Source organism: Streptomyces caniferus (assembly GCF_009811555.1).
GTDB classification, from domain to species: Bacteria; Actinomycetota; Actinomycetes; order Streptomycetales; family Streptomycetaceae; genus Streptomyces; species Streptomyces caniferus.
Map to the genome: position 1 here is coordinate 399,027 of NZ_BLIN01000005.1, position 22,891 is coordinate 421,917.

A 22,891-nucleotide genomic window follows, 5' to 3' on the forward strand; every position below is an offset into this window, starting at 1 on the left:
GTGCTGGTGGTCGAGGACGAACCACCACTCGTGCGGGCTCTTGAGATCAATCTCAAAGCGCGCGGCTACGACGTGGACACCGCGCCCGACGGATCCCAGGCCCTGTCCCTTGCTGCCATGAGCCCACCGGACGTCGTCCTGCTCGGCCTCGGCCTGCCGGACATGGACGACATCGACGTGATCACGGAGCTGCGTGGGTGGAGCCGGGCGTCGATCCTGGTGGTCGCCGCCCGCCGGACCTCCGACGAGAAGGTCGCCGCGCTGGACGCGGGCGCCGACGACTACATCACCAAGCCGTTCAGCATGGACGAGCTGCTGGCCCGGTTGCGGGCGGCGGCGCGCAGCAGCAGTTGCTGGAGGAGGTGTGGGGGCCTTCCCTCCGCACCCAGAGCAACTACCTGCGCGTCTACACGGCGCAGCTCCGGCGCAAACCGGAAGCCGACTCGGCGCGTCCCCGGCGCTTCTTCACCATGCACGGTATGGGCTACCGCTTCGACCCCTGACGACCCGGGCTTCGGACCATGATCCACACGACACGAGAGCGGGACCACGTGGCACGCGGCAAGCTTCGGATATACCTCGGCGCAGCACCAGGCGTCGGCAAGACCTACGCGATGCTGTCCGAGGCACACCGCCGTATCGAGCGCGGCACGGACTGCGTGGTCGCCTTCGTCGAGCATCACGACCGGCCACGCACCGAGGTGATGCTGCACGGCCTGGAGCAGACTCCACGCCGGGAGCTGGCCTACCGCGACACGACGTTCACCGAGATGGACGTGGACGCGATCCTGGCACGCAGGCCGGCCGTGGCGCTGGTCGACGAGATGGCGCACACCAACGTCCCCGGCTCGCGCAACACCAAGCGCTGGCAGGACATCGAGGAGCTGCTGGAAGCCGGGATCCATGTGGTCTCGACGGTGAACATCCAGCACCTGGAGTCCCTCGGCGACATCGTCGAGTCGATCACCGGGATACGGCAGAAGGAGACCGTCCCCGACGAAGTGGTGCGACGTGCCGACCAGATCGAGCTGGTCGACATGTCTCCGCACGCACTGCGCCGCCGCATGGCGCACGGCAACATCTACAAGCCGAACAAGGTCGACGCGGCGTTGTCGAACTACTTCCGGCCCGGGAACCTCACCGCGCTGCGCGAGCTGGCGCTGCTGTGGGTGGCCGACCGGGTCGACGAATACCTCCAGGAGTACCGGAGCGAGCACCAGGTCTCGAAGATCTGGGGTTCGCGCGAGCGCATCGTCGTCGGCCTGACGGGCGGCAGTGAGGGCCGTACGCTCATCCGGCGCGCCGCCCGCCTCGCTGAGAAGGGCGCGGGCGGCGAGGTGCTCGCCGTCTACATCGCCCGCAGCGACGGCCTGGCCGCCGGATCGCCCAAGGAGCTCGCCGTCCAGCGCACCCTCGTCGAGGACCTGGGCGGCACCTTCCACCACGTCCTGGGCGAGGATGTCCCCTCCGCGCTCCTGGAGTTCGCCCGGGGAGTGAACGCCACCCAGATCGTCCTGGGAACCTCCCGGCGCAAGGCATGGCAGTACGTCTTCGGCCCCGGCGTGGGCGCGACCGTCGCTCGCGACTCCGGGCCCGACCTGGACGTCCACATCGTCACGCACGAGGAGGCCGCCAAGGGCCGCGGACTCCCCGTGCCGCGCGGCGCGCGGCTGGGCCGGTCCCGGCTCATCTGGGGCTGGCTGACCGGGGTGGTGGGACCGGCGCTGTTGACGCTGCTGCTGTTGCAGTTCGGAGCGGCCCTCGGTCTCGCCAACGACATGCTGCTGTTCCTGACGCTGACCGTGGCGGCGGCGCTGCTCGGCGGTCTGCGTCCGGCGCTGGTGTCTGCCGTGGTGGGCTCGCTCCTGCTGAACTGGTACTTCACACCGCCCGTGGGTCACCTCACCATCGCGGACCCCAAGAACATCCTGGCGCTGGTCATCTTCGTCCTGGTGGCGATCTCGGTCGCCTCGGTCGTCGACGTTGCCGCCCGGCGTACCCACCAAGCCGCCCGTCTGCGCGCCGAGTCGGAGATCCTCTCCTTCCTGGCGGGCAGCGTGCTGCGGGGCGAAACCACCCTCGACGCCCTTCTGGAGCGGGTGCGCGAGACCTTCGCGATGGACACCGTGGCGCTGCTGGAGCGCGAGTCCGAGACAGCGCCCTGGACCTGCTCGGGCAGCGTGGGCGACACCAGTCCGCTCGCCCGCCCCGAGGACGCGGACGTCGACATGCCCGTCGGCGACCACATGGCACTCGCGCTGTCGGGACGTGTCCTGCCCGCCGAGGACCGCCGCGTGCTGGCGGCCTTCGCCGCCCAGGCCGCGGTCGTCCTCGACCGCCAGCGCCTGCAGTCCCAGGCCGAACACGCCCGCAAACTCGCCGAGGGCAACCGCATCCGCACCGCCCTGCTCGCTGCCGTCAGCCACGACCTGCGGACTCCCCTCGCAGGTATCAAAGCCTCGGTCAGCTCGCTGCGCTCCGACGACATCGAATGGTCCGACGAGGACCAGGCAGAGCTCCTGGCGGGCATCGAGGAAGGCGCCGACCGCCTCGATCACCTCGTCGGCAACCTCCTGGACATGTCCCGGGTCCAGACCGGCACCGTCACGCCGCTGATCCGCGAGGTGGACCTCGACGAGGTCGTGCCGATGGCCCTCGGCGGCGTGCCGGAGGACAGTGTCGTCCTCGACATCCCCGAGGACCTGCCGATGGTCGCCGTCGACCCGGGCCTGCTGGAGCGCTCGGTCGCCAACATCGTCGAGAACGCGGTGAAGTACAGCCCTGACGGCGAGCCGGTGCTCGTCTCCGCCAGCGCGCTGGGGAGCCGGGTCGAGGTGCGCGTCGCCGACCGTGGCCCCGGTGTCCCCGACGACGCCAAGGACCGCATCTTCGAACCGTTCCAGCGCTACGGCGACGCCCCGCGCGGCGCGGGCGTCGGGCTCGGTCTCGCCGTCGCCCGGGGCTTCGCCGAGGCCATCGGAGCCACCCTCACCGCCGAGGACACCCCCGGCGGCGGCATGACCATGGTCCTCACCGTTCCTGCCGCCGCCGGTCATCTGCCGGCCCCGCCCAACCTCCCGGACGCGGTCACGTCGTAGCCGGGGACCCGGCAGGCTGCGCGGCCGGGAGGCCGGGCGCCGCTCAGGTACGCGGTTCGGTCGGGTGCGGTTGGACTCCCGTCATCAGGAAGTCCAGTCCGCGCCGGGTCGAGACCACCACGACCCGGTCTCCGGCGCGCAGCATCCGGCCGTGCGAGGGGCGCCAGTCGAAGCCCGGCCGGTCGAGGCGCAGGCTGCCGAGCGTGTCCGTAGAGCGGGGAGATCCGGTAGATCCGGTCTCCTCGGCAGCGCCCACCGCCAGGACGCGCCATTCATTCGCGCGGAATGCCTGGTGGACCGAGCGTCCCTCCAGCTCCGGGTGGCCGGCGACATCCACCGTGGTGAAAAGGAGGGAGCCGCGTTCGACCGGCAGGATGCCCAGGACGTGACGCCCCATCATGGCGGCGGCGAAGGGCAGCGCCGCGAGAGCCGAGACGCTGCGACTGCGCGTGGTGGCGTCGGGGTAAGAGGCGCGCATGGTGCGGGAGACGGTGGCCGCGAAGTCGTCGTCGTAGAGCCGCATCACCACCCGTACCTGGGGGTTGCTCTCGCGCGCCGCCATCACGATGTCGAGGTTCTCGCCGTCGTCGCGGGTGAGCACCAGCACGGACCTGCTCTGGCGGATGCGCGCCCGGTCCAGGACGCCGGGGGCACCGGCGTCCTCCAAAAGCAGCGGCACACCGAGTTCGCGGGCCAGGGCGACGCCACGGGCGTGCGGGTCCCGCTCGACGACCACCACTTGATGTGCGGTGGTGCGCAGTTGAGCCAGTACACGGGTGCCGATCTTCCCCAGTCCGACCAACACGATGTGGTCGTGCACGTCCTCGGCCGGCGGATGTCCCACGGAGCCCTTGCGGAACGCCTCGGTGGCGTTCATGGTCGCGGCCACCACGAGCGGCAGGACCGCCAACCCGACGAAACCCGCGATGAGTTGGAGCACGCGGCGGGCCGGTGATTCGTCGGTCGCCGGGTCACCCATGGTGAAGATGTCCAGCAGCGGCAGATACACCGACTTCCACAACGGACCGGGCTCGGCCAGCGCCGTGGCCGCGGCCAGCACCAGCACGATCGCGGCCAGCGCGCCGAAGACCGCAAGCACCTGGTGGGAGAGGAACACCTTCCACGGCAGATGCGCCAGCCGGTCGCGCAGCCAGGCACCGTAACCCCGTCGGTCGCGCGGCGGGGCCTCGGGCGGATGGTGCTGGGTGACCTCCTCCAGCATCAGCCGGCCGTGGGTGAACTGCCGGTGGTAGGACGTGACCGTGTCGGGCAGCAGTTGGGTGCCCTCCTCCCCCGGCGTCTCCGGGCTGTCCTCGCTCGCCGGGTCGTCCTGGTGGGCCCCCGACAGCACTGCCAGCGTGGCCAGATCCGCGGACTGCGGCGGCGTACGGGCAGGCCGCACGACCCCTCGGAAGACCTGGCCCTCCACCTGCAGCGTGTCCCCCTGCCCCACCGCGGCGGCGGCCACCAGCTCAGGAACGGCGGTGTCGGTGTCGGACAGTACGGTGGTGGACATGTCGAGCGCCGTGTCCTCAGTCCTGCCGAGCGCTGACACGGCGCGGTCCAGAAGCCGTTCCAGATGCTCACCGCGCTCGCGGTTGTACATCCGGATGACCAGTCGGACCGTCGGGTTGAGAGTCCGGGCCAACAGTGCCGCCGTGACATTGACCTGGTCGTCGCGGTAGGTCAGGGCGAGCGCGGCCGCCCGCTCCACACCCGCGGCCCGCAACGTCTGCTCGTCAGGACGGGCGGCAACGAGCAGCTCGACGGGGGACTGCGGATCGCGGTGCAGCGCGGCGATCTCCGGCGCATGCCCCTCGCGCCGGGACGGCAGCACGACGGTGACCGCCTCACCGCACACCGCGTCCAGGGTCACCCCCAGCCGGTGGGCGAGCCCGTCGTCACCGCAGATCACCATGTGCTGGGAGCGTTGCCCAAAAGGCAACCGGAGATGCAGAGTTGACGTCACATCATCAAGATTGCCGGTACATGACATGCGGTTCCGATGCACACACCCGTTCGGCATCAAGGTTGCGTAAGGGCTACCTCTCCGCGCGATCGGCGAGCTCCTCCGCAAGGGTGGCATCCGAACTGCACAAGGTGTGTTGTCCTGCTGGGAGTTCCCGGGTAGACGCGAGACCACCCGTTCAACTTCAGTAGTGCTCTTGATCGCTGGGGTCTTGGGGCCACACCGATGCGGGAAACTCCCCGAGGACCTCGGCCATCGTCTCCGCGAGCCCGATGATTCGCTCGTACGGCTTGTGCTCCTTGATCCACCCGATCATCCGGTCCCCGTGCAACCGCCAGCCCATCTTCGCGTCCGCCGTCATCCGGACCACTCGTTCGGTGAGGATGAGTTCAGCGAAGTCGGGATCGACCGAGCACGCGACCATACGGGGGCTGCGGCCTTGGGGCAGTTGGATGGGGGTGCCGGCGCGGGGTGGGAGGGGTTCCGTACCAAGCCAGCGCACCAGGCCGGCGACGGTGACCGAGGCGGCGGGCAGCGGGCCCGGCAGGGTCAGCACCGCCACCGAATACCTGCTGACATCGGTGGGGTGCCGTCCGCCTTCATGCACGGCGGCAAGGTGGAAGAGTGTCGTCTCGAATCCACGCACGTGCCCTTCGAGTACATGCTTGACGTGATTGCCGCGCGTGCCGAAGGGGTGGCCGGGTGTGCCGAATGCCTTCACCCAGCCACGGGGTTCCCGCTTCCGGTAACGCCATTCAGGGTCCTCGCGATACGCGCGGACGCTCTTCCAGACCTGCCACATTTCCTTGCTGTCTCCTCAGTTTTCGTAGGCGCCGTCGGGGTCGGTCAGCGCGGAGCGCGGCTTATCGAACGGGCTATCCGGACGGTCGGCGGTCTGATCGCTTTCGTTGGCGCCGAAGTCTCCGTACACCACGCCATTGGTGGCGGCCTCCCGTCCGGGGCCGAAGGTCGGTCCGGTCTCGGGGTCGCGGTGCCGCCCTCCTCCGCCGAGTCCGCCGCGCTCGTACCAGGAATCACCAGCGTGCACCGCCCCTCCGCCCACCGCGCCGCCGAGACCGCTGGTGATCAGATCGGGGATGATGCTGTCGCTCGTCTTGCCGCCCGCGTGGTTGTCGGCGATATCGACCCCGTCGGCGGCCATCTGGCCGGCCCCGCTGGTGACCGCGCCCGTGGCTGTCCTCCCCGCGAAGCCTTTGCCTCCGACGACATCGCCGAGCGCACCGGGAAGCTTCGTGCCCAGCGCCCGGCCGCCCGCTCCCAGCACTGTGCCCACGCTGCCGGCCACTGCCGCGTCCTGGAAATCCTGGCCCACGGTGATCTCCTGGCCGGTGAATGCCTGGCCCAGCACGTTTCCGGTGAAGTTGCCCGCGGTGTTCGTCGCCAGCTCCACACCGAATTTCAGGAACTTGCTGCCCTCCGTCAGGGCCCGAAGGCTCTCCAACGCCGATTCGACCGTCTTGAGGACCCTGCCGAGCCGTGCGACGACGACGCCCGCCTCGGCAACCTCGGCCGCCGCGCTCCCGGCCGCCACCAGATCGGAAAAGCCTGCCGTGACGACGGTCAGCCCGATGCCCACGGCCGCGGTGACCGCGAGCTCCTCAAGGACGTGCTCAACCTGCTTGTTGGTGTCCTCGATATGGTCGGCCGCCTGCTCAAGCTCCTTCGCCACTTCATGGAAGCGGGGCAGTGCGTGGTCCATCTGCTCCTTCGTGTGCTGCCAGTGCGCGCGGAATCCGACGGCCGCCTGCCCGTCCCAGTCCGACTCGTCCAGATCCTCCACCTGGCGGTTCAGGTCGGCTCCCGCCGTCCGCAGGTTCTGGGCCATCTCCCGCCACGCCGCAGCACACTTCCGCAGGACCTCGGGATTGCCGCCGGGCTTGAGGATGTTGAAGCTCTTCTCGATGTGCTGCTGTTTCTCGGCCACAGCGCTACGCCCCCTTGAATACGGCCGCGTGCTGCGCGTCGGTGTGCTCATAGCTGGCCGCCGATTGGGTGAGCCCCCTGGCATATCCGGCCAGTTGCTGACACAGCTGCTGGAGGCTGGTCACCGTGGCCTGCGTCATCTCTACGTATTTCGCCAGCGCTTCGGTGGATTCGCTGAGCACTCCGAACGCGTCGTCCACATTCTCCGCCTTGTCGGCGAAGTGCTTGACCTGCGCGTCGAGCCGGTCGTCGGCGTGGGTGAAATCCCTGGACAATGCCCGAAGTTTTTCCGGATGCACGGTGAAGTGTTCCTGCGTCATGACGGGCTCCCCCCGATGAACGTGATCTTCCCAGACACGCTAACGGGCGGCGGACTGGGGCAGCGCCACGTTCAAGTTAAGACGGCAACAAGGACGGGCAATTCTTGGCATGCACTCAGTCACGACACAGTCAACTCCGCTGGCAGTAAGCCACATTCGACGGCCCCCTGCAGGACTGCAGTCGGCGCAGCCATCCAAATGGCTCAGACTGCACAGACCGTTTCGTTTGGACCCCAGGTGTGAGAGGCGCGCGGAAGGCGGTCCAGAAGGTCGGTGCGATCGCTTTCGAGTACCGCACTGGTCGCCTATGAAGAGACCTGGCCAAGGAGTTCGGCTCCTGGAAGGGCGGCCGCAACCGGCTGAGCAGACGGGCCAGGCGACGGCATGTGAGAGAAGGTCTTCACCGCCCCGCTGAACGGGCCGACTCTCGGCCCGTAAGAGAGCCGCAAATACCGTACGTGACGAGCCCTGCACCGCTCCGTGACGCCGTAGATTTCCTGGCGGCCGACGGATGCGTGAACGACAGCTTCCACGCCCGCCACCTGCGCGCCGTCTTGCCATCCCGACCGGCCAACCGCCTCGTCCACAGGCCAACTGCCCCGCAGGCGGCCGCATTCTCAGAAAGTCTCCGCATGGCTCCCGCCCCCCGCACCCCAACGGCGCCGACGTATTCCGCGACCGGGCCGGTCTCCCTCGCGCCCCAGGGCGCCCCGCAGCCCGTGGGCCGGCGACGGCGGCGGAAACCGGGCAGTCTCCTGGACGCAAGGGTGCTGCTGACGTCGCTCCCCGAGGCGCTGCGCAAGCTGCACCCGCGGGCGCTGGCCACCAAGCCGGTGCTGTTCGTCGTGGCGTGCGGCTCCCTCCTCACCACCCTGGCCGCGCTGCTCGCCCCGTCCGTTTTCACCTGGCTGATCAGCTGCTGGCTCTGGCTGACCGTCATCTTCGCCAATCTTGCCGAAGCGGTCGCCGAGGGCCGTGGCAAGGCTCAGGCCGCGTCCCTGCGCAAGGCACGCACGGACATCTCCGCCCGCCGACTGCGCAACAACTGGCGGGTCGGCCTAGACGTCCACACCGCCGAGACCGAGACCGTCCCCGCTGCCGATCTGCAACCGTTCGACTTCGTGGTGGTGCAGGCGGGCGAGACGATCCCGGCGGACGGCGATGTGGTCGACGGTGTGGCTGCGGTGGACGAATCGGCGGTCACCGGCGAATCGGCACCAGTCATCCGTGAATCCGGCGGCGACCGCTCCGGGGTCACCGGTGGCACCACCGTGCTGTCCGACCGCCTCGTCGTGCGCGTCACCTCCCGCCCCGGACAGTCCTTCCTGGACCGGATGATCGCGCTGGTCGAGGGCGCGACCCGGCAGCGCACGCCCAACGAGATCGCGCTGCACATCCTGCTCGCCGCGCTCACCATCGTCTTCATCCTCGTCGTGGTCACCTTGCAGCCGATGGCCTCCTACGCCGGCGCGGCCCAGTCGACGACGGTTCTCGTCGCCCTCCTCGTCACCCTGATCCCGACGACGATCGGCGCGCTGCTCTCCGCGATCGGCATCGCCGGCATGGACCGCCTCATCCAGCGCAACGTGCTGGCCATGTCCGGACGCGCGGTCGAGGCCGCGGGCAACATCAACACCCTGCTGCTCGACAAGACGGGCACCATCACCCTCGGCAACCGCGAAGCCGTCGCCTTCGTTCCGCTCCCGGACGCCGACGAACTCCAGCTCGCGGACGCCGCCCAGCTCTCCTCACTCGCCGACGAGACCCCCGAAGGCCGCTCCGTCGTCGTCCTCGCCAAGAACGCATACGGGCTGCGAGAGCCTTCCCAAGGAGAGCTCCAGCACGCCGAGTACGTCGACTTCAGCGCGCACACCCGGATGAGCGGCGTCGATCTGCGCTGGGCGGACGCAGTCGGTTGCGCCATCCGCAAGGGCGCGGCCGCGCAGATCATCGAGTGGGTGACGGGGCGCGGCGGCGAAGTGCCCGCCGAGGCACGCATGTTCACCGATGCGATCGCCGCCTCTGGCGGTACACCGCTACTGGTCGCGATGCACGACGCGCACGGGGCGCGGGTACTCGGCGTCATCCACCTCAAGGACGTCATCAAGGACGGCATCCGCGAACGCTTCGCCGAACTGCGCCGGATGGGGATCCGCACGGTGATGATCACCGGCGACAACGCCCTCACCGCCAAGGCCATCGCCCAGGAAGCGGGCGTCGACGACTACCTCGCCGAAGCCACCCCCGAGGACAAGCTCGCTCTGATCACCCAGGAGCAGGAGGGCGGCAAACTGGTCGCGATGACCGGTGACGGCACCAACGACGCCCCCGCGCTGGCACAGGCGGACGTCGGTGTGGCCATGAACACCGGGACCTCGGCCGCCAAAGAGGCCGGGAACATGGTCGACCTGGACTCCAATCCCACCAAACTCATCGAGATCGTCGAGATCGGCAAACAACTCCTCATCACCCGCGGCGCGCTCACCACCTTCTCCATCACCAACGACGTAGCCAAATACTTCGCGATCATCCCGGCCATGTTCGCCGGCGCCTATCCCGGCCTGGCCGACCTGAACGTCATGGGCCTGCACAGCCCGACGTCCGCCATCACCTCCGCGATCATCTTCAACGCCCTCATCATCATCGCCCTGATCCCGCTCGCCCTACGCGGCGTGCGCTACACCCCCGCCTCCGCCCACGACCTGCTGCGCCGCAACCTCACCCGCTATGGACTCGGCGGCCTCCTCGCCCCGTTCCTCGGGATCAAACTCATCGACCTGCTGATCTCCCCGATCCCCGGCCTCGGCTGAGCGTCGCCGCAGCTGCACGGGATACGCGCTACGGCCACGGCAGCCTGAAAAGCTGATCCGCACTGCCCTGCGCGCGACGGGCAAGGCGGTCGACGTGCTCGACGCCTTGCCCGGCCGGATCGAGTTCACCAAGCGGAGAGCGGACGTCACCCCCTTCAGCCAAAGTCCCTTCCGCGCCTGGAGGACCGGTTTCCGCGAGCCGCGATCTTGGTCTCAAGCCTTGGGGACACAACCGGCGCCGCTGAAGCCTTGTCGCGTCCTTGACGCTCCCCACCATGCCGTGGGCCGCTGTACTGTTCTATAAAAGCTATAACAGAACGACAGTGGGAGTCCGACGTGATCCTCAGCCTCGACCTGGACAGCGAGGTGCCGATCTACCAGCAGATCCGGAACCGGATCGTTGAGGCCATCGCGTCCGGCGAACTGGTCGAAGGCAGTTCGCTGCCCTCGACCCGGCAGCTCGCCGTCGATCTGGGCATCAATTTCCACACCGTGAACAAGGCGTATGACCTACTGCGGCGGGAGGGGCTCCTGCGGATCAACCGCAAGAGCGGCGCCCTGGTGCAGCGTGACTCCCGCACCGGCCCGCCGGAACCCGGCTTCACCGACGAGTGGGAGACCCGGCTGCGGACGCTGCTCGCCGAAGCGGTCGCCCACGGCGTCGGCGATCCGGCGGTACTGCACAGCTGCGGATCCGTCCTGACCTCGTTCACGTCATCCGCACGTACCGCAGGCGGCGCCGACCCCGGCGCAGAGCAAGGAGATTCGGCGTCATGAACAGCGGAACACTAATGGTCCACGCGGGCGTACCGCTGGTGGTGTTGGCGGTGGCGTGGCTGACCCCCTCACTGACGAGTCCGACGCTGCCCTTCGGAGTGCGCATACCCGCCGCCCGGGCGGACGCTCCGCTGATCGCCGAGCAACGCAAGCGCTATCGATGGCTGGTGGGCACGGCCGGTGGAGCGCTTGCCGCCCTGAACGTCGGGCTGTCGGCCACCACCCATTTTCTGGTGTGGCCCGGCGTGGTGCCGGCGTTGATCCTCGCGGTGTTCCTGGCCGCCTTCAACCGGGCCCGGGTGGCGGTCGCGGCGGCCAAGCGGGATGAGGACTGGTACCGCGACCTTCGCCAGGGCGTGGTGACCGACACCTCGCTCCGCACTGATCCGGAAGCCTTTCCCTGGCTCTGGTCGATCCCGGCGCTGCTGATCGTGGCGGCCACGGTGGTGACCTCCATCGTCCGGTACCCGTCGGTTCCCGAGCGTCTCGCGGTGCACTTCAACGCTTCCGGCATCCCCGACCGCTTCGCCACCAAGTCGGTCGGCAGCGCGTTCTTCCCGGTCTTCGTGCAAGCCGGAGTGACCGCGATGATCCTGGTACTGGCCTGGTTCTCGTTCCGCGCCCGGCCGGAACTCGACCCGGCGCGACCCACCGACTCCGCGCGCAGACACCGCCGCTTCTCGGTGCGTGCCGTGATCTCCCTGCTGGTGCTGGCCGCCTGCGTCGACCTGTCGATGCTCGCCGGGGCCTGGCCGATCTGGCATACCGACCAGAAACTGTCGCCGGTACTCGTGCTGCTGCCGATCCTGGTCGGTCTCGCCATCGTCGTCGGCGTCGCGGTACGTACCGGGCAAGGGGGGAGCCGACTGCCCGCCGAAGGCGACGGGGCGCCGGAGGGGAACACCGGCGTGGTCCGGCGCGACGACGATCGGTACTGGCACGGCGCGGGATCGCTCTACGTCAACCGCGCCGATCCCGCGCTGCTCGTACAGAAACGGTTCGGTTTCGGCTGGACCCTCAACTTCGGCAATCCACGCGCGCTGCTGCTGTTCGCGCTCATCGTGGGCCTGCCGCTCGCCCTGCCACTGATCGTCCGCTGAGGTCTGGCGAAGGCACACAGGCGACCACCACCTTTCCTGAATCCTCTACCCGTTGGGAGAACACATGCGTGGGCGCACTACCACTTGGCGGCGCTGCACACTGGCCGTAGTCATGGCCACGGTCGCCATCACCACGACCGGGCCGGTGTCAGGGACGGCAGAAGCCGCCACATCAACCCGCTCCACCCCGCTCATCCCCGCCGGCGATCGCCAGGTGCGGTTCACTGCCGACGGCACCACCACGTACGGCACCGTGCACATCCCCGCCCATCGCGCGGGCCAACGGCTCCCCGCCGCCCTGCTGATCCCCGGCAGCGGCCTGACCGACCGCAACGGCGACCAGCCGCCCGCGACCACCCCGCACACCCTCGCCCTGTTCGCGAGCACCCTCGGCGATGACGGTGTGATGAGCCTGCGCTTCGACAAGTACGGCACCGGCCGTACCGGATGGGGCCGGTACAAGAACTCGGACCACATCGACATGGCCGCGTACACCGGTCAGGCCGTGGCCGCGTACAACGTCCTGCGCGCCCAGCCCGAGGCCGACCGGAACAAGCTGCTCATCGTCGGGCACAGCGAGGGAGGCCTCCAGGCCCTGCTCGTCGGCCGCGCCGTACGGACGAAGCCCGCCGGGCTCGCGCTCATCGCCCCGCAGGACACACGGCTCCTGGACGCGATCGACCATCAACTCGCAGGCACCTTGGACCGACTCGTCGCAGCGGGTGAACTCAGCCCCACACAGGCACAGTTGAACAAGAAAGGCGTATCCCGGGCCATCGCGGACTTCCGCGTCGAGCGCCAGGTGGACACCTCAGGGCTGCTGCCGTTCATCGCCTCCTTGCTGAACGGATTGTTCGGTCCGCACAACGCCACGTTCGTCCGCAGCGACGACGCCATCTATCCGCCGGACATCGCCCGGCGCGTCGCCCACGGCACCCGCACCATGGTCACCTGTGGCACCGCGGACACCCATCTGCCGTGCCGGACCACGCCGCCACTGCTCACCGCCTTGGCCGCGGCCCGCACCACCGGTCCCGGGCTACGCATCCTGCCCGGCCTCGACCACTTTCTTCACCCCGCGGGCACCCCGGTCAACGACCAGATGATCGCCCCGGCCGCGCAGAGCGCCCTGCACGACTTCGTCCGCCCCTGGCAGCACCTCACGACGAGCTGAGCACCTCACGTACCGCCACGACGATGCCGACGGGCCCGCTCTGGTGGACCATGCGCCCGACGGAAGGGCGAACGCGCCGTGTGTTCGGGCGCCGAGCCGCCATTTCCCTGGCGTGCCCGGCGTCAGCGTGTCGCTGAGACCAGTTCGATGTGCGCCGCAGTTCCGCAGCCCCCGGTCCCGACGTCGTGCTGCAGGCCAGGCGGTCGGCGCGCCGTGCGCCACCAGGCCGGGCGGCGGCCGGACATGGCCTCAAAGCGGCGCGGGTCCCTCGCCTGGCCCTGCGAGTCCGCAAGCGCCGGATGCGGGCGCCCAGGGTCACAGTGACGACTGCGGTGCAGAGCGCTCCGGCGACGGTCCAGGTCACCCCTTCCGTAAGGCGCCAGATGCCCGTGCCCGTCATGTGCCCCCCACGGCCACGTTCTCCGTTCCTTGCCCATGTTCCCCGTTAGAGGACACTGATCCACGGCACTACCAAGGCTTGGGATCAACCGGCCGAATTGTCCTCGCGATATTTCCTCAGTAGCCGACATTGCGGTTGGCGTAGGCAGCCCACTCCTGGAACCTTGAGCCTCGACCAGGGCTCGCGGGCCGTGTGCGCGGCAGCTGGCGGTGGGCGGCTCCTCACCCTTCTCACTGGAGGCCGGGCGACTTCTTTCCCACGCGCCAAGCGGTGACGGGTGCCGCCGGCCCGCCGCCATCGCCCCGGAGCCCTGCTACGTGTTCAGGCTCCGCGAGATCCGCTGGCCCCAGAACGCGATGTGCGGGTGCGCTACACCTGGGAACCGCCGGCTATGGCGACCGGTAAGTCCTGACATGGGGAGGCTGGGCAGGCGGGCGGCATGTGGGTCAAGCCGCGTTGATGTGCTCGGACTGCACGCCAGTCCTAGGGCCACCGAAGTAGCGCGGATCGGTCCGCGGACTGCGGCGAGGAGCGGTGGCTGCGCGTAGATTCGACACATGCCCGACCTTGAGCCGTTCGACCTCGACGCCTATCTGGACCGCATCGGATGGCAGGGCAGCCGGCGCGCCGACCTCGAGACGCTGCGGGGTGTCCATCTGGCGCACGCTCTGGCCATTCCCTTCGAGAACCTGGACTCGCTGTCCGGGCAGGCCCCCTCCCTCGCCACAGCCGATTTGCTGGCCAAGATGGTCCACGGCCGGCGCGGAGGTTACTGCTACGAGCACAACGCTCTGCTCCGGCTGTCCCTGGAGACGCTGGGGTTCCAGGTGACGCCGCTGGCCGGGCGGGTGGTGCTGGAGGCGCAGAGCCCGGAGAGCCGCCCGCGGACCCATGCGATTTGGCAGGTCACGGTGGCGGGCGAGCCGCAGGCGTATCTCGCGGATGTGGGCTTCGGCTCGGTCGGTGCGCTGCTGCTGCCGGTGCCGCTGGTGACCGGAACCGAGTCTGAGGGCGCGGGGCGCCGGCACCGGCTGGTGCCGCTGCCGCATCGCGGCCCGCTGGAGCTGTGGGAGCTGCAAGCGTACGACCGCCGGAAGCGGGACTGGGTCGGTCAGTACGCCTTCACACTGGAGCCGTTCGCCCCCCGCGACTTCGAGGTGTTCAACTGGTACATCAGCACCCACCCGCGCTCTCCGTTCACCCAGCGCCCTCTTCTGCAGAGGGCCACCGCCGAGCGTCATCTGTCGTTGGACGGCTTCTGGTTGACCGAGACCCGTGCCGACGGCACGGTCGCCGAGCGCGAGCTGACGGACGAGGCGGAGGTGTGGCGCGTCGCGGAGGAGGAGTTCGGGATCGCGGTACCGGAGAGGCTGACGCTCCCGGAATGATCCGCCGACCGGTCCCTCTTTCTGGACGGAGGCGCCGGGGCGCGGTGGCCGACTGCGATCAGGTCGTGAGCCGGGAGCCTGGGCCCGCCTCGGCGGACCTCGCTTGGTGAATGATCTCTGCTCGCGACCTTCGACCTGAACGAGGGCGACTGACGGAGCATCAGTTCTGCGGCGTGCCGCCGTCCGCCGCCAGGCGGGTGAGCCACTCGCGCAGCAGGCACTGCTCGGCGTCGCTCAGGACGTCGGCGTCGTCGGGGAGGGCGGCACGCAGCGCGCGGGCCGCTGGGGCGGGGCCGGACTCCGCGGCGGGGACCGTCGGTTCGGCGCGGGTGACGGCGGCGACCATGGACTCGCGAAGGACGGTCAGCAGCGCCGGATTGCGGCGTTCCGCGGGGGTGGAATGCCAGGTGGTGACCCCGCCTTGGCCGGTGGCCTGGATGATCTGGGCGGCCAGTTCCTCGTCGACCCGCAGCCATCCCGCGGCCGCCAGCCGACGCACCCGACCGCGGAGGATCTCCAGGCCCGCGCGGTGCGCCGCGTCCGACCCCGAGCCGGTGGCCCTGTTCATCACGGCGAACAGCTCGGGGCGCGAGACCCCGAACTCCACCACCATGTCCCAGCCGCGGCGCAGCTCCTCCACCGGGTCCTCCGGCGCGGGGTCGAGCTGCGCGCGCTTGCTCTCCAGGAACTGCGCATAGCCGTGTTCGGCGACCGCCTCCAGTAGCCCGTCCTTGTCGCCGAAGTGGCGGTAGATGGCCGGCGGCTGCATCCCGGCCGCGGCGGCGACCGCGCGGGTGCTCACCGCGTCGGGACCGCCGCTCTCCAGCAACTCGATGGCCGCCTCGATGATGCGCCGGCGGGGACTGTCGGGGGTGTCACGGATGGGCATGTATCGATGATATCGGAAGTTCGCTTCCATCGTTAGTTTCAATGTTATCGTTGAAGTGATTCCACTGGAAACATCACTTGGAGAACCCCATGATCATCGTGACCGGAGCCACTGGAAACCTCGGCCGCCGCACCGTCGAGCGCCTCCTGGAGCGCCTCCCAGCCGACCGCGTCGGCGTCAGCGTCCGCGACCCCCGCAAGGCCCAGGACCTCGCCGTCCGCGGCGTCCGCGTCCGGCAGGGCAGCTTCGACGACCCCGCCTCACTCGTCCACGCCTTCGAGGGCGCCGATCAGCTGCTGCTCGTCTCCCTCGACCGCACGGGCGAGGAGTGCGTCACCGGCCACCGCGCCGCTATCGACGCCGCCGTGAAGGCCGGAGTCGGCCGCATCCTGTACACCAGCCAGATGGGTGCCGCCCACGACTCCCGTTTCCAGGCATGCCGTGACCACGCCCAGACCGAGGACCTGCTGCGCGCCACCGGCCTGCCCTGGACCGCGCTGCGCAACGGCTTCTACGCCGCCAGCGCCCTGCAGTTCCTGGAGTCCGCCCGCCGCACCGGCGACATCGCCCTCCCCGCCGACGGCCCCGTCGCCTGGACCGGCCACGACGATCTCGCCGAGGCCGCCGCGGCGATCCTCACCGACGAGGGCCGCTTCGAGGGGCCCACCCCGCCGCTCACCGGCCCGGCGGCGCTCGACTTCGACGCCGTCGCCGAGATCGCAGCCCAGGCCACCGGGCGGCCCTTCACCCGCACCGTCGTCCCCGGCGACGCCTTCCACGAGCAGGTCCTGGCGCACGGCGCCCCCGCCCCGATCGCCGACCTGATGCTGAGCATCTTCGCGGCGGCACGGAATGGTGAGTTCACCGCCGTCGACCCGACCCTGGCCGCATTGATCGGTCGAGAGCCCGCCACCTTCCGCACCCTGCTGGAGCACACCTGGGCGGAATAGACCCGGTGGAGCACGCACCCGCCGCCATGTGCGCCGTCCTCGGCCCCCGTACCCAGCACACCCGCCGGCTCGACCGGGTACAGAGTCAGATCGACGCATCTCGCCGCGGTCAAGAAGGCGTGCGCCCACAGCGGCTGCTGTTCGCCGCGGCGGTGATACCCGGTCAGCGCTGTGCCACCTGCCCCTCACGGGTGGAGGCCGCCGCGCAGGAACCTGCCGAACGAGGCTGAGCAGGCCGTCAGGAAAACACGTATGGAGCCAGGCCCAGGTACGGCGATCAGCTGCCTACGGGCGACGAGGCAAAGGGCGCGGCGCTGCCGCGGGGGCAGGCATCACCTGGACACGGCCCTGGCGGCCGCGGACCATCGGCAAGGTCGAATGCTGCCACCGCCCCCTGCTGGTGGAATGGGCACCTGCGCATCCTCGGCCCCGCCGCCCGGAAAGGCCTGACGCCATCCAGCGGAAACGTCTGCCGTCCGCGGGGGAAGGTCACCGGAACCGACGGGCGCGGGTATGCGTTCTTGCAGCCAGTGAGTCCTCACGCGACGCTGTGGGCTGACGATCTGCCGGGGACGGACGGGGGTAGGGCGTGTCGCGAGGTGGGAAGATTACGGTCATGGTGGCCGCGGTGGCCGGCATTGTGTCGACACCGTTGGTCTGGCTGCTGGACAGTCCGGATGCCGGCCAGCTGGTCGGTGCCTCGGTCCAGGCCGCTACCGGCATCGCCGCCCTGGTCTGGGCACTGCTGCAACGTCCGCCTGCCCCGGCCCCCGTTCCTGGACCGGTGGACGTCGCTGTCGACACCGGGAAGGCGAAGGGGACCGACGGTGGCACGGCCCACACCGGTGTGCGGCGCCCCGGCGGGGCGGGGACCGGGTCGGCGAAGGCTGAGCGCACAGGAGATGCCACCGCTGACGGCCCAGGAAGCAGTGCCGGCACCGGCATCGACTACACCTGACCAGGACGGGGACCCGCGATGAAGTGGCGAAAGCGTAAGCCCGCACCCCAGGACGGTCAGGAACCCGGAATCCAGGTCGCGGACACCGGTCCCGCCCAGGCAACCGGCGGCGCCACAGCGGTCACTGGCTACCGAGGAGCGCCCCGCACAACCGGAAGCTCTCCTGCGGCAGGGCACACCTCGGTCTCGCGGACGGGAACTGCGAACGCAGCCCCCGGCAGCGCAGCGGTGAGCGGGTACGTCGCCGGGAACGTCACGGTCGAGTACCGCGCTGCGCCGCGCACCCCGGCGTCCTGGCCGCACCAGGTCGGCGTGATTCCCCGTGAAACAGCGGCCTTCCAGGAACGCGACGAGGCAGAGGGGCTACGAGCCGCGCTTCCAGACGGCGGTACGGCGGTGCTGTGCCAGGTACTGCGCGGCATCGGTGGGGTCGGCAAGACCCAGCTCGCCGCCCACTACGCCCGGCAGGCGTGGAACGCGGGCGAACTGGATGTGCTGGTCTGGGTCGGCGCCAGCAGCAGGTCCGCCATCATCGCCGCCTATGCCCAGGCCGCCGAAGAGTTACTCGCCGTCGAACCCGGTCATCCCGAGCGCTGCGCCCAGGCGTTCTTGAAATGGCTGGAGCCCAGGCCGCCAGGCTCCGAACCGGCCTGCCGGTGGCTGGTCGTCCTGGACGATGTCGCCGACCCCGCCGATGTGACCGCACTGTGGCCCGTGGAGAATCCGCACGGCCGCACGGTGGTCACCACCCGCCGCCGCGACGTCGCCGTGCCCGGACAGCGGATCGATCTCGGAGTGTTCACCCCCGACGAAGCCGCCGCCTACGTGAGCACGTTCCTCGCCGAGCACGGTCGGCACGACGACCCGGGTGAGATCCACGCGCTGGCCCAGGACCTCGGCTACCTTCCGCTGGCCCTGTCACAGGCTGCCGCCTACATCGTCGACGCCGGCATCCCCATCGACTGCCCCGCATGTACCCACCGGCAGTGCCCCAGTTACCGCCGCCGCCTCGCCGGCCGCACCACCACCCTCGCCAGCATGCTGCCCGAGCCCGGCACCCTGCCGGACGACCAAGCCACCACGGTCGCCGCCACATGGTCGCTGTCCGTAGAGCGCGCCGATGCACTCCGCCCAGTCGGGCTGGCACGCCCCGCACTCCACCTCGCCGCCATGCTGGACCCCGACGGCATCCCCCAGGACGTGCTGACCAGCCGACCCGCCCGGGACCACCTCACCCTGCACCGCACCCGGGATATCCCAGCACACGACCACTCCGGCGACGTCACGGAGCAAGATGCCCGGGACGCGTTGCGGGTGCTGCACCGCCTGAATCTCATCACCCATGACCCCGACGCCCCGTGCCAGGCCGTACGCACCCACCAGCTCATCCAGCGCGCCACCCGCGACACCCTCACCCCCGACCAACGCCACCAGACCGCCCGCGCCGCCGCCGACGCCCTCATGACCGTCTGGCCCGACATCGAACGCGACACCGCCCTCGCCCAGACCCTGCGCGCCAACACCGCCACCCTTGCCGCCCACGCCGAAGAGGCCCTGCACCAGCCCGCGCCACCTCCACGTCGATGGCCGCGCCGTCCCAGGCGCTCTCGTCGACTGCGGTCGGATGTCCATGTGGTGTTGTACCGCACCGGCCGCAGCATCGGCGAAGCCGGCCAAGTCACCGCCGCCATCGCCCATTTCCACCGCCTGACCGAAACCACCACCCGCCACCTCGGCCCCCATCACCCCGACACGCTGGCCGCCCGCCACAACCTCGCCCGATGGCGGGGGGAAGCGGGTGATCCGACCGGTGCGGCTGCCGCCTTCGAAGAACTGCTGGCCGACCGGATACGGGTGTGGGGTGCTGACCACCCCGAGACCCTGACCACCCGCCACAACCTCGCCCACTGGCGAGGGGAAGCGGGTGATGCAACCGGCGCCGCGACGGCTTACGAGGAACTGCTGGCCGACCAGGTGCGGGTACTGGGCCCCGACCACTCCGAGACCCTGACCACCCGCCACAACCTCGCGCAATGGCGAGGCGAAGCGGGTGATGCGGCCGCTGCCGCAACGGCTTGCGAGGTGCTCCTGGCCGAGGAGATGCACCTGCGGGGCGCCGCCCACCCCCAGACCCTGACCACCCGCCACAACCTCGCCCACTGGCGAGGGGAAGCGGGTGATGTAGACGACGCCGCAGCCGCATTCGAGGAACTACTGACCGACCAGGTGCGGGTACTGGGCCCCGACCACCCCCAGACCCTGACCACCCGCCACAACCTCGCCCGATGGCGGGGTAAGGCGGGTGATGCTGCCGGCGCCGCAGCCGCTTACAAGGAACTACTGGCCGACCGGTTGCGGGTACTGGGTCCCGACCATCCCGACACCTTGAACACCCGCAACAGCCTGGCCCACTGGCGGGGAGAGGAGGGTGACGCGGCCGGCGCCGCAGCCGCCTTCGACACACTGCTGGCCGACCAGGTACGGGTACTGGGCCCCGACCACCCCGACACCCTGACCACCCGCAACAACCTCGCCTGCTGGCGGGGCGAGGCGGGTGACGCTGCCGCTGCCGCAACGGCTTACGAGGAACTGCTGGCCGACCAGGTACGGGTACTGGGTCCCGACCACCCCGACACCCTGACCACCCGCAGCTACCTCGCCTACTGGCGGGGCAAGGCAGGTGATGCGGCCGGCGCCGCAGCCGCATACGAGGAAGTACTGGCCAACCAGACACAAGCGCAGGGCGTCGACCAACCCGAGACCCTGGCCACCCGCCACAACCTCGCCCACTGGCGGGGCAAGGCAGGTGATGCGACCGGCGCCGCAGCCGCCTTCGACACACTGCTGGCCGACCGGATACGAGTGCAGGGCGTCGACCACCCCGACACCCTGGCCGCCCGCCACAACCTCGCCCATTTTCGAGGGGAGGCCGGGGATGCGGCTGGTGCCGCAGCCGCCTTCAAGGAACTACTGGCCGACCAGATTCGAGTGCAGGGACACGATCACCCCCACACGCTTGCCGCCCGAAACAGCCTCGCCCGGTGGCAGGGGAAGGCGGGGGATGGTCGTTGATGTAGTCCGGCGGCTCGGTCGCGTTCACGACGTCGACGTGCAACGGGTTGCACCCCGAGCCCGTGGCACGCATCGGGTCGATGGCCGGGTTCGCGCCCAGGGCTTCCACAGCGGCCAGTTGTCGAAGGCACGAAGCGGCCGGCCGAGCCAGGACAGCAGCACCGTCGCGATCTTCTGCCCGTTCCGTCGTCCAGTCCGGGCCGGTCGAGAAGCGGGCCGAGTTCGAATGCCGTACGTCGGCGACGCCCTGGCCATCCCACTCGGTGTGCCGGCGGCGCGGATGGGCCAGTCCAGATGATCTGGACTGCATCGTCCCGGGTCCGATAGCGGAATCAGCTCGTGCTGTGAGCTGGGGATCCGGGGGTGTTCGGGACAATGGTTAGTTTCATGTCCGATGCGCGGGATGTTCCTTTCACACGAATCCGGATCGCCGAGTCCACCTTGTGCCGGTTCACAGTGCGACCACGATCTTGCCGTGAACATGCCTCTCGGCCTGCGTCGTCACGGCTTCGCGGATCTGCTCGACCGGGAAGGTCGCCGCAATCGGCACAGTGATCTCCCCAGACTGGATCGCGTCGGTGATCCGTTCCAGGGCGCCCGGGCCCGCATCGAGGGCGCCCGTCGTGTGCACACCGGGCGGCGGCGCGGGGCCGTCGGCTATGACGGAGATCCGCTCGGGTGCCACGCCGAGTTCGAGTGCGGCCTCGGCCGCCTCCCTTCCGAACAGGTCGGTTGCGGCGGTGATCCCTTCGGGTGCCAGGGCTCGCACCCGGTCCGCCAGGCCGGGGCCGTACGCCACGGGTTCGGCGCCGAGCCCGCGCAGGAATCCGAAGGTGCGCTCGGAGGCGGTGCCGAGCACCCGGGCGCCCGCAAGCTTCGCCAGCTGCACGGCGAAGATGCCCACGCCGCCCGCCGCCCCGCCGATCAGGACGGTGTCCCCGGCGTGGAGCCCGATCGCGGCGAGCGCGGCGGAGGCCGTCAGACCGGCCACCGGAAGCGTGCCCGCCACCTCGTCACCGACGCCCTCCGGTGTGCGCCACAGCGTCGCCGCGGGTGTCTTGACCAGCACGAAATCGGCGACGGACCGGCCAATCGCAGCCCCGTACACCCGGTCGCCGGTCGCGAATCCCGTGGCTTCGGCGCCCACTTCGTCCACTACTCCGGCGAAGTCGCTGCCGAACCCGGCCGGCAGGGTGATGCCGAACCGCGCCGCCATGTCGGGCTGCGTGGTGATTTGCCAATCCATCGGATTCAGCCCGGCGGCCGTGACCCGGACGCGAACCTCGTCCGGTGCGGCGTGCGGCTCGGGTATCTCCTGCAGTTCGAGAACTTCGGGACCGCCGAATCGCCGGTAACGGACAGCTCTGCTCATGTGACTTCTCCTGGCCAGTGATGGGACTTAGTCTCATGGACCGTACACCAGTGATGGGACGAAGTCCCGTACACTGCTCCCATGGCTCGCTGGCAACCCGACGCACCAGGACGACTCGCGGACGCCGCCCTCGACCTCTTCGAGGAGCACGGCTACGAGAACACGACCGTGATCGAGATCGCGGAGCGCGCGGGGCTCACCAAGAGCACGTTTTTCCGGTATTTCCCGGACAAGCGCGAGGTGCTCTTCGGCGGGGGCACAGTGACCGGCCTGCTCGTCGAAGGGATCGCCGCTGCGCCGCCGGCGGCCGGGCCGCTCGACGCGGTGGCGGACGCCCTGGATGCGCTCGGCCGGACGTTCTTCACCGTCGACCGCCGTGAGTTCAGCGGCCGGCGCCAGGCCGTGCTGAACGCCAATACGGAACTGCGTGAACGCGAAGCCCTGAAGAGGATCGACCTCACCGCCTCGATGATCGAGGCCCTCAACCGCCGCGGAGTCCCGAGCGTGACCGCGCGCGTGGCCGCGAAGCTGGGCACGCTCATCTGGGAGATCGCCTACGACCAGTGGATCGACACCAACAACAGCGAGGGCTTCGGCCCGCTGGCACGGCAAGCGCTCGCCGACGTACGCGCGGCCGGAGCCGTCTGCTGAGGGCACCTCGGCCGGTGTC

Annotated in this window: 17 protein-coding genes and 1 pseudogene; 12 read left to right on the forward strand and 6 right to left on the reverse strand. The window is 69.8% G+C overall.

Annotated features, from left to right (window positions below; genetic code table 11):
• Positions 1-503, forward strand: a pseudogene (locus Scani_RS18495) (DNA-binding response regulator).
• Positions 504-551: 48 nt separating this feature from the next.
• Positions 552-3,098 carry a DUF4118 domain-containing protein gene (locus tag Scani_RS18500; RefSeq protein WP_159482204.1) on the forward strand — a complete coding sequence of 849 codons (2,547 nt, stop codon included), beginning with the start codon at positions 552-554 and terminating at the stop codon, positions 3,096-3,098.
• Positions 3,099-3,141: 43 nt separating this feature from the next.
• On the opposite strand, the gene Scani_RS18505 is transcribed toward Scani_RS18500, so the two are convergent.
• The 4 genes from Scani_RS18505 to Scani_RS18520 all read right to left on the reverse strand — a co-directional run bounded on the left by Scani_RS18505 (position 3,142) and on the right by Scani_RS18520 (position 7,331).
• Entirely contained in the window at positions 3,142-5,016 is a 1,875-nt protein-coding gene (locus Scani_RS18505) for an NAD-binding protein (protein WP_159477461.1), read from the reverse strand.
• A 235-nt stretch (positions 5,017-5,251) separates the two neighbouring features.
• Positions 5,252-5,869 (reverse strand): hypothetical protein, encoded by a 618-nt coding sequence (locus tag Scani_RS18510; RefSeq protein ID WP_159477464.1) that lies wholly within the window; start codon positions 5,867-5,869, stop codon positions 5,252-5,254.
• Positions 5,870-5,884: 15 nt separating this feature from the next.
• Positions 5,885-7,012 (reverse strand): WXG100 family type VII secretion target, encoded by a 1,128-nt coding sequence (locus Scani_RS18515; protein WP_246295989.1) that lies wholly within the window; start codon positions 7,010-7,012, stop codon positions 5,885-5,887.
• 4 nt (positions 7,013-7,016) lie between these two features.
• Positions 7,017-7,331 carry a WXG100 family type VII secretion target gene (locus Scani_RS18520; RefSeq protein ID WP_159477470.1) on the reverse strand — a complete coding sequence of 105 codons (315 nt, stop codon included), beginning with the start codon at positions 7,329-7,331 and terminating at the stop codon, positions 7,017-7,019.
• Positions 7,332-7,963: 632 nt separating this feature from the next.
• Between Scani_RS18520 and kdpB the strand changes: the two genes are divergently transcribed.
• The 5 genes from kdpB to Scani_RS18545 all read left to right on the forward strand — a co-directional run bounded on the left by kdpB (position 7,964) and on the right by Scani_RS18545 (position 14,980).
• Entirely contained in the window at positions 7,964-10,141 is a 2,178-nt protein-coding gene (kdpB, locus tag Scani_RS18525; protein WP_159477473.1) for a potassium-transporting ATPase subunit KdpB, read from the forward strand.
• Positions 10,142-10,477: 336 nt separating this feature from the next.
• Positions 10,478-10,918: a GntR family transcriptional regulator gene (locus tag Scani_RS18530; RefSeq protein WP_159477476.1), complete on the forward strand. Its 441-nt coding sequence runs from the start codon at positions 10,478-10,480 to the stop codon at positions 10,916-10,918.
• The gene (locus tag Scani_RS18535) at positions 10,915-12,018 is read left to right on the forward strand and encodes a DUF1648 domain-containing protein (RefSeq protein WP_159477481.1); all 1,104 of its coding nucleotides are present in this window, start codon (positions 10,915-10,917) and stop codon (positions 12,016-12,018) included. Before Scani_RS18530 ends, Scani_RS18535 begins: the two co-directional genes overlap by 4 nt.
• A 112-nt stretch (positions 12,019-12,130) precedes the next feature.
• Positions 12,131-13,192 (forward strand): alpha/beta hydrolase, encoded by a 1,062-nt coding sequence (locus Scani_RS18540; RefSeq protein WP_159477484.1) that lies wholly within the window; start codon positions 12,131-12,133, stop codon positions 13,190-13,192.
• Positions 13,193-14,149: 957 nt separating this feature from the next.
• Entirely contained in the window at positions 14,150-14,980 is an 831-nt protein-coding gene (locus Scani_RS18545; RefSeq protein ID WP_159477487.1) for an arylamine N-acetyltransferase family protein, read from the forward strand.
• A 160-nt stretch (positions 14,981-15,140) separates the two neighbouring features.
• Here the strand turns inward: Scani_RS18545 and Scani_RS18550 are convergent, their stop codons facing one another.
• Positions 15,141-15,869: a TetR/AcrR family transcriptional regulator gene (locus tag Scani_RS18550; RefSeq protein ID WP_159477490.1), complete on the reverse strand. Its 729-nt coding sequence runs from the start codon at positions 15,867-15,869 to the stop codon at positions 15,141-15,143.
• An 89-nt stretch (positions 15,870-15,958) separates the two neighbouring features.
• On the opposite strand from Scani_RS18550, the gene Scani_RS18555 reads away from it, so the two are divergent.
• The 4 genes from Scani_RS18555 to Scani_RS18570 all read left to right on the forward strand — a co-directional run bounded on the left by Scani_RS18555 (position 15,959) and on the right by Scani_RS18570 (position 20,849).
• On the forward strand, positions 15,959-16,819 hold the full coding sequence (locus Scani_RS18555) for an SDR family oxidoreductase (RefSeq protein WP_159477493.1): 861 nt from the start codon (positions 15,959-15,961) through the stop codon (positions 16,817-16,819).
• Positions 16,820-16,824: 5 nt separating this feature from the next.
• Positions 16,825-17,049 (forward strand): hypothetical protein, encoded by a 225-nt coding sequence (locus Scani_RS40005; protein WP_167538106.1) that lies wholly within the window; start codon positions 16,825-16,827, stop codon positions 17,047-17,049.
• Between the two features lie 359 nt (positions 17,050-17,408).
• On the forward strand, positions 17,409-17,777 hold the full coding sequence (locus tag Scani_RS18565) for a hypothetical protein (RefSeq protein ID WP_167538120.1): 369 nt from the start codon (positions 17,409-17,411) through the stop codon (positions 17,775-17,777).
• A 228-nt stretch (positions 17,778-18,005) separates the two neighbouring features.
• Complete coding sequence (locus Scani_RS18570; RefSeq protein ID WP_246295994.1) at positions 18,006-20,849, forward strand: tetratricopeptide repeat protein; 2,844 nt, start codon at positions 18,006-18,008, stop codon at positions 20,847-20,849.
• Between the two features lie 451 nt (positions 20,850-21,300).
• Here Scani_RS18570 and Scani_RS18575 read toward each other — a convergent pair whose 3' ends face one another.
• Positions 21,301-22,221, reverse strand: a complete 921-nt coding sequence (locus Scani_RS18575; RefSeq protein WP_159477503.1) for an NADP-dependent oxidoreductase — start codon at positions 22,219-22,221, stop codon at positions 21,301-21,303.
• An 81-nt stretch (positions 22,222-22,302) separates the two neighbouring features.
• Between Scani_RS18575 and Scani_RS18580 the strand changes: the two genes are divergently transcribed.
• Positions 22,303-22,872, forward strand: a complete 570-nt coding sequence (locus tag Scani_RS18580) for a TetR/AcrR family transcriptional regulator (protein WP_159477506.1) — start codon at positions 22,303-22,305, stop codon at positions 22,870-22,872.
• The last annotated feature ends 19 nt before the right edge of the window (positions 22,873-22,891 follow it).

What these genes read in the sequence shown, in the direction of transcription:
- kdpB (WP_159477473.1), top strand. Translation starts at nt 7,964, where the DNA reads ATGGCTCCCGCCCCCCGCACCCCAACGGCGCCGACGTATTCCGCGACC.
- Scani_RS18580 (WP_159477506.1), top strand. Translation starts at nt 22,303, where the DNA reads ATGGCTCGCTGGCAACCCGACGCACCAGGACGACTCGCGGACGCCGCC.
- Scani_RS18535 (WP_159477481.1), top strand. Translation starts at nt 10,915, where the DNA reads ATGAACAGCGGAACACTAATGGTCCACGCGGGCGTACCGCTGGTGGTG.
- Scani_RS18545 (WP_159477487.1), top strand. Translation starts at nt 14,150, where the DNA reads ATGCCCGACCTTGAGCCGTTCGACCTCGACGCCTATCTGGACCGCATC.
- Scani_RS18520 (WP_159477470.1), bottom strand. Translation starts at nt 7,331, where the DNA reads ATGACGCAGGAACACTTCACCGTGCATCCGGAAAAACTTCGGGCATTG.
- Scani_RS18555 (WP_159477493.1), top strand. Translation starts at nt 15,959, where the DNA reads ATGATCATCGTGACCGGAGCCACTGGAAACCTCGGCCGCCGCACCGTC.
- Scani_RS18505 (WP_159477461.1), bottom strand. Translation starts at nt 5,016, where the DNA reads ATGGTGATCTGCGGTGACGACGGGCTCGCCCACCGGCTGGGGGTGACC.
- Scani_RS18510 (WP_159477464.1), bottom strand. Translation starts at nt 5,869, where the DNA reads ATGTGGCAGGTCTGGAAGAGCGTCCGCGCGTATCGCGAGGACCCTGAA.
- Scani_RS18540 (WP_159477484.1), top strand. Translation starts at nt 12,131, where the DNA reads ATGGCCACGGTCGCCATCACCACGACCGGGCCGGTGTCAGGGACGGCA.
- Scani_RS18575 (WP_159477503.1), bottom strand. Translation starts at nt 22,221, where the DNA reads ATGAGCAGAGCTGTCCGTTACCGGCGATTCGGCGGTCCCGAAGTTCTC.
- Scani_RS18550 (WP_159477490.1), bottom strand. Translation starts at nt 15,869, where the DNA reads ATGCCCATCCGTGACACCCCCGACAGTCCCCGCCGGCGCATCATCGAG.